Source organism: Rhizobacter sp. P3_C12 (assembly GCF_056402735.1).
The window spans coordinates 1-6,632 of the sequence record NZ_JBFUGW010000313.1; the positions used below are offsets into that span (position 1 = coordinate 1).

The 6,632-nt window shown below is 57.7% G+C and carries 6 protein-coding genes; all 6 read left to right on the forward strand.

All coding sequences use genetic code 11. The annotated features are described in order from the left end of the window. Nucleotides 1-103: transposase domain-containing protein (locus AC1DXV_RS29550; protein WP_477937008.1), on the forward strand; the 103-nt coding region annotated here is incomplete at its 5' end. 691 nt (nucleotides 104-794) lie between these two features. Next, nucleotides 795-1,115 carry a HigA family addiction module antitoxin gene (locus AC1DXV_RS29555; RefSeq protein ID WP_477871045.1) on the forward strand — a complete coding sequence of 107 codons (321 nt, stop codon included), beginning with the start codon at nucleotides 795-797 and terminating at the stop codon, nucleotides 1,113-1,115. 17 nt (nucleotides 1,116-1,132) lie between these two features. Beyond that, nucleotides 1,133-2,740 carry a class I SAM-dependent DNA methyltransferase gene (locus AC1DXV_RS29560; RefSeq protein WP_477937002.1) on the forward strand — a complete coding sequence of 536 codons (1,608 nt, stop codon included), beginning with the start codon at nucleotides 1,133-1,135 and terminating at the stop codon, nucleotides 2,738-2,740. After that, on the forward strand, nucleotides 2,733-4,028 hold the full coding sequence (locus tag AC1DXV_RS29565; protein ID WP_477937004.1) for a restriction endonuclease subunit S: 1,296 nt from the start codon (nucleotides 2,733-2,735) through the stop codon (nucleotides 4,026-4,028). The genes AC1DXV_RS29560 and AC1DXV_RS29565 overlap by 8 nt, the downstream gene beginning before the upstream one ends. Then, nucleotides 4,025-4,780, forward strand: a complete 756-nt coding sequence (locus tag AC1DXV_RS29570) for an abortive infection family protein (protein WP_477869010.1) — start codon at nucleotides 4,025-4,027, stop codon at nucleotides 4,778-4,780. Before AC1DXV_RS29565 ends, AC1DXV_RS29570 begins: the two co-directional genes overlap by 4 nt. Further along, nucleotides 4,780-6,632: type I restriction endonuclease subunit R (locus AC1DXV_RS29575; protein WP_477937006.1), on the forward strand; the 1,853-nt coding region annotated here is incomplete at its 3' end. The genes AC1DXV_RS29570 and AC1DXV_RS29575, both read left to right, overlap by 1 nt.

Sequence of the window (6,632 nt, forward strand, 5' to 3'; positions counted from 1 at the left end):
CCCCTGGGCCTACTTGCGTGACGTGTTGGAGCGGCTGCCGATGCTGCCCAATAGCCGACTCGAAGAGCTGTTGCCTCATCGGTGGACTCCGCCGCAGACTTGAGCAACTGACCGCCGTCAAGATGGGACGGCCAGACGCTCACCGTGCGCCGGCGGTCAGGTAGGGCACGAGATGCTCCAGTGCAGAGGGGCTAACCCGGCCTGCGCGGAGCGAAGCGCAGATAGGTTGGGGATTCCTAGTTCGCCAGGTGCAACCTTCACCTCTGCGCCGCGTCAGGGGCGGCGCCCTTAGCCCCTCTGCTTGGGCGGCTTGCGAGAACTCGAGCTGGGTCGCCGGCCCATGGCGCCGCTTACCCCCGGGGTGATCGCCTCAGAGGGCGTGGCCACTGGCAGAGGCCTCTCTGGGCTCGCGGCGCGTAGTGCCCGGCAACCGGCGGCGGCCGCGCCCTGGAAGCAATACGCTTGACGTACCGCGTATGATTGCTTACCTTGGAGCACGCTGATTGTCGGCTACCGGGACAAGCGAACGCGAACATTCACTGAGGCCAACCGGGTCAAGGCTCTCGCGGGCTTCGACTGCAGGGCGGAGCTACGGAGCGAGCAGCTCGATGTCTCCACAGTCACTGCTCGATCTCGACCTGCCGGGAAATCGGCTAGAGGCACTCAGAGGCGGCCGCAAGGACCAGTACAGCGTCCGCATTGATGACCGGCGTCGAGACTGCTTCGAGTTGCCAAAGCGGGCACGAAGCCCCACCAATGTTGAGATCGAGGACTACCACTAGAAAAGGTGCAGTATGGGGCGCACAGTAATTCATCCGGGCGAGCATCTCGCCGGGCAGCTTGAAGCACTGGGCATTAGCGCGGCCGAGTTGGGACGCCGCTTGCAGGTGCCAGGCAACCGCATCAGCCAGATAGTGACGGGTCACCGGGCCATCACGGGAGATACAGCGCTGCGGCTAGGCCACTTCTTCGGCACCAGCCCACAGTTCTGGTTGAACCTGCAAGCCACCTATGACCTGCGGGTTGCTGAAAAGAAGATGGGCGCCTCGATCAAGAACCTACCAACGCTGACCACGGGACGGAAGCGCGGCAATGACTATGCCCCGGCGGCATGAGCCTCTCTGAGAAAACAATGGCAAAAGACAAACCAATGACGACAACTGCAGCGAACAAGTCACCAAAGAACGGGGCCGGTGGCAACCTCGGCTTTGAAGCCGAGCTGTTTAAGACCGCCGACAAGTTGCGCGGCAACATGGAGCCGTCTGACTATAAACATGTCGTGCTCGGGCTCATCTTCCTCAAGCACATCTCCGACAGCTTCGAAGCAAAGCGCGCCGCGTTGCTGGCCGAATACGCGGACGGGGCCGAAGACCCAGACGAGTACCTGGCTGAAAATGTCTTCTGGGTTCCCAAAGAGGCCCGGTGGTCGCATCTGCAAGGACAGGCAAGGCTTCCTTCGATCGGAAAGCTGATCGACGAAGCAATGCTCGCTATCGAGAAGCGCAACGACACCCTCAAAGGGGTTCTCCCTAAGGACTATGCCCGGCCGTCGCTGAATGCGGTGATGCTGGGCGAGCTGATCGACCTGATCTCTGGCATTGCTCTTGGCAAAGAGAAGGAGGCGGCAAGGGATGTGCTCGGACGGGTCTATGAGTACTTCCTTGGCCAATTCGCCGGTTCGGAGGGCAAGCGCGGCGGCGAGTTATATACCCCGCGCTCTGTCGTGCGCGTGATGGTTGAGATGCTGGAGCCCTACAAAGGGCGGGTCTATGACCCATGCTGCGGGTCCGGTGGCATGTTTGTCCAATCCGAGAAGTTCGTCGAAGAGCACGAAGGCAAGCGCGGCGACATCGCCATCTACGGTCAAGAATCGAACTACACGACTTGGCGCCTGTGCAAGATGAACCTCGCGGTGCGCGGAATTGACGCCGATATCAAGTGGAACAGCGAAGGCAGCTTCCACAAGGACGAATTGCGAGACCTGCGAGCCGACTACGTCCTCGCCAATCCGCCCTTCAACATCTCGGATTGGGGCGGGGAGCGACTAAAAGAAGATGGCCGCTGGAAGTATGGCGTGCCTCCTGCAGGCAATGCGAATTTCGCTTGGCTACAGCACATCCTGCATCATCTCGCACCGAGTGGAACCGCGGGAGTTGTGCTAGCGAATGGATCGATGTCGTCCACCCAGAATGGCGAAGGCGACATCCGACGAGCCCTTATCAAAGGCGCAAACGATGCAGCCGGCGTAGTCGACTGCATGGTTGCATTGCCGGGCCAGCTGTTCTACTCGACACAGATTCCGGTGTGCTTGTGGTTCTTGGCTCGCGACCGTTCAAACGGGCTTATACGCAGTGACAAGCTCCGGGATCGACGTCGCGAGGTGCTCTTCATCGATGCCCGAAAGCTCGGACACATGGTGGACCGCACACGCAAGGAGTTGTCCGAGTCTGACATAGACTGCATTGCACGGACCTACCATGCATGGCGCGGTGAGGCGACAGCCGGCAAATATGTCAATGTGCCTGGATTCTGCTATTCGGCCAATCTCGACGAAATCGAAGAGCACGGATACGTTCTTACGCCCGGCAGGTATGTAGGCTCCGCTGATTCGGAAGACGAGGATCAACCGTTTTCAGAAAAGTTTGAAGCTTTGCGTTCGGAGCTGGAAGGTCTGTTTGATGAATCTGAAAAACTCAGCGCTCTGATCCGACAAAAGCTGGCTGAGGTCAAGAATGTCTAGCCGTACTCTCGGGGACTACGTCGACCTGCAGCGCGGCAACACATACCAAAGTGCGTTGCTCGGCAAGTCGGGGCCCGTACTGCTTGGCCTAGGCTCAATTGCAAGGAATGGTGGATTTAGGCCGGAGAACCTGAAAACTTACGGTGGAGAATCAGATCCTCGAATCCTGATAAAGGCGGGAGATATCTATGTCTCTCTCAAGGACGTTACTCAATCGGCCGACCTCCTCGGAGCCATTGCGAGAGTTCCGCGCAGTATCGCTCAGGGCCGACTAACTCAAGACACCGTCAAGCTTGTCTTCAAAGATAAAGGCGCACATCAACTCCTGATTTACTGGGTGTTGAGGACACCACAGTATCGCGAGTATTGTCGAGCACACTCTACGGGAACTACCAATCTAGGGCTGCCGAGGGCAGACTTTCTAGCCTTTCCGATCCCGGAGCCAGATCCAGCTCGCTTAGAATTGGTAGATCTGCTTCAGGCGATCGACGAGAAGATCGATCTGAACAGAGCCGTGAACAACGCGTTGGCGGCTACTTGTCAAGCGCTATTCAAGGATTGGTTTATCGACTTCGGTCCGACGCGAGCGAAGGTGGAGAATCGAGCGCCGTACCTCGAAGAGGCTGTCTGGTCATTATTCCCAGAGATCTTTGATACGGATGCAAGGCCACTGGGCTGGACGACATCCACGATTGGCGATGAAGTCGATGTTGTGGGTGGATCAACACCCAGCACGAAGGAACCCAGATACTGGGGCGGCGAGATCGCTTGGGCGACCCCAAAAGACTTGTCGGCGCTCAGCACGCCTGTACTTCTCAGCACGGAGCGGAAGATCACCGATTTTGGACTCTCACAAATTGGATCTGGATTGCTACCGCCTGGGACCGTTCTCCTATCGTCACGAGCCCCCATCGGCTATTTGGCGATCTCGCAGATTCCCGTCGCAGTAAATCAGGGCTTCATCGCAATGGTTTGCAAGCGGCGCCTCTCGAACGTCTTCGTTTGGCAGTGGGCGAAAGCGAGTATGAACCAGTTCCATCAAAGGGCCAACGGTTCCACCTTTCAGGAGATTAGCAAGGCCAACTTTCGACCGATCCCGGTAACATTGGGAACGCCGGACATACACAACGCGTTCGATTCTCTGGTGCGGCCGGTGTTCGAGAGGATCGTGTCGAACGAAAAGGAGACACGTTCACTCGCTGCTACGCGCGATCATTTGCTCCCACGATTGATGTTCGGCGAGGTGCGCGAGGGCGCTGCTGAAATACGCGTGGGAGAGATCACATGACTGCAGATTGGTATCCGGGGATCAAGGCGTTTCGTACGCATTGGCGCCAGGCACCAATGCTTCAGCAGACCTTCGAAACGCTTGAGCGCGAGTTCGCCGAAGAGAACGATGCCTGCATCGATGCAGCTAAGGGCTTCGTCGAATGCGCCTGTCGCCTATTGATCCAAGAGTTAGACGATCCAGTCAACCCGATCACTGGCTGGCCGGACAGCCCTATTCGAGGCGCCAACCCAAGCTTTAGCAACTGGGTCTCTGCAGCTTTCCGGCTCCTCTCGATTGTTGGCGCACGTGACGACCCTTTCAGCAAGGTTATCTCCCAGCACTACAACCTCACCGAGGCGCTCGGGAAGTTTCGTGATCTAGCCGGCCCGATCAGTCATGGCAAAGAGGGTCTCAGCCACAAACTGTCCGTGCATCATCGCCGATCGGCTCTTCTAGCAGCGGATGCGCTCGTGACGTTCTTGCATGAGGCATATCTAGAGCGCGAGCCCGACCCCGTCCGCACGTTTGAGCCCTACGAGCGGTTCGAAAAATCGAACGCGACCATTGATGCATTTGCTGTCCTACGACTGGATACAGACGAAGAGGGCGGCTTACAGGCAGTTGTGAGGCTGCCGAACGGCGACGAAGTACCGCTCGCTATCGAACTATCGCGTCTCCTCTTTGGTGTTGACCGTGAAGCATACAAGTCCGTGTTGAACGCGTGCATTGAGGCCCAAGCCACTGCGCAGAACGCTGTGGAGGCTGGCTAATGGCCTTCCTCTCTGAAGCCGCTCTGGAAAGACTTGTGCTGGATCATCTCAGTCTCCTCGGTTACAGCATTTCCTCGGACGCAGAGATTGGGCCTGACGGCAAGACTCCGGAGCGCGAAGCCTATGCCGATGTCTTGCTGACGAAGCGTCTCAGCGCCGCTATCACCAAGCTCAATGTGGCGATCCCTGAGGAAGCTCGTCAGGATGCGTTGCGCAAATTGCTGGCAACAGAGCGCCCCTCGCTTGCTGAGGAAAACCGCCGTCTCCATAGGCTGATGGTTGAGGGTGTTGATGTGGAGTTTCATGGCGAGGACGGAACAATCCGCGGCGACAAGGTTCGCCTGATTGACTTTGACGATCTTGGGGCCAATGACTGGCTCGTGACGAGCCAGTTCACTGTCATCCAAGCTGGCTTCAATAGACGCCCTGATGTCGTTGTCTTCGTCAACGGTCTACCGATAGGTGTCATCGAACTTAAGGCGCCGGGGGGAGAGAACGCAACCTTGGCGGGGGCTCACAACCAACTGCAAACCTACAAAGCGCAGATTCCCTCGCTGTTCCATACCAATGCTGTCCTTGTCACGTCGGACGGACTCACCGCCCGCATTGGTTCGCTGACCGCGGACCAAGAACGCTTCATGCCTTGGCGCACAACGGACGGGACAGAGATCGCAGCCAAGGGGAAACCGGAACTCGACACCCTGCTCGAGGGCGTTTTTGATCGCAGGCGGCTTCTTGATCTGTTGCGCGATTTCACTGTCTTCGGTGAAACCGGTATGGGCCTAGCCAAGATCATCGCCGGCTATCACCAGTTTCACGCTGTGCGACACGCAGTGGCTAAGACGGTTGAGGCGGCGTCGCCGCAGGGCGACCGCAAGGTGGGTGTCATCTGGCACACGCAGGGGTCGGGGAAGAGCTTGTTGATGGCCTTCTACGCTGGCCAGCTTGTACGACATTCGGCACTCCAAAATCCAACGATTGTTGTCATCACCGATCGCAACGACCTCGACGACCAGTTATTCGGCACGTTCTCGATGTGCCGGGACCTAATCCGGCAGACGCCTCAGCAGGCAGAAAGTCGAGAAGACCTTCAGAGGGCATTGAGTCGCGCATCCGGCGGTGTCATCTTCACCACCATCMAGAAGTTTTCGCCCGCTCCTGGTGAAGTCGCCTATCCGGTGCTCTCTGATCGTCGGAATATTGTTGTCATCGCCGACGAGGCACATCGCAGCCAGTATGGCTTTCGCGCCAAAATAGAACGGAAGACAGGAGATATTGCGTATGGGTTTGCCAAGTATCTGAGAGACGCGTTGCCCAATGCCTCCTTTATCGGCTTCACCGGAACGCCAATTGAGAAGGATGATGTAAACACGCCTGCGGTGTTCGGTGAGTACATCGATATTTATGACATTAGTCGCGCTGTCGAAGACGGCGCAACTGTTCCAATCTACTACGAAAGCCGTCTTGCGCGAATCGAGCTGCCTGATGCTGAGAAGCCAAAGGTTGATGCGGAAATCGACGAGCTGACGGAAGACGAAGTTGCTACCGAACAGGAGAAGATCAGGCGAAAATGGGCCACGATCGAAGCACTCGTCGGCTCGAAAAGGCGTATTGCAATGGTCGCCGCCGATCTCGTGGAGCACTTTGAGAACCGTGTAGCCGCCATGGACGGCAAGGCGATGGTGGTCTGTATGAGCCGACGCATCTGCGTCGCGCTGTACCAGAAGATCGTCAGCTTGCGGCCAAATTGGCACAGCGACGACGATGCTTCCGGCAAGATCAAGATCGTCATGACGGGCTCCGCGGCCGATCCGCAGCCATGGCAGCCTCACATAGGCACGAAGGCCCGGCG

Bases quoted from the DNA above. Each gene is read 5' to 3' on its own strand.
- AC1DXV_RS29565 (WP_477937004.1), top strand. From the start codon at position 2,733: ATGTCTAGCCGTACTCTCGGGGACTACGTCGACCTGCAGCGCGGCAAC.
- AC1DXV_RS29560 (WP_477937002.1), top strand. From the start codon at position 1,133: ATGGCAAAAGACAAACCAATGACGACAACTGCAGCGAACAAGTCACCA.
- AC1DXV_RS29555 (WP_477871045.1), top strand. From the start codon at position 795: ATGGGGCGCACAGTAATTCATCCGGGCGAGCATCTCGCCGGGCAGCTT.
- AC1DXV_RS29570 (WP_477869010.1), top strand. From the start codon at position 4,025: ATGACTGCAGATTGGTATCCGGGGATCAAGGCGTTTCGTACGCATTGG.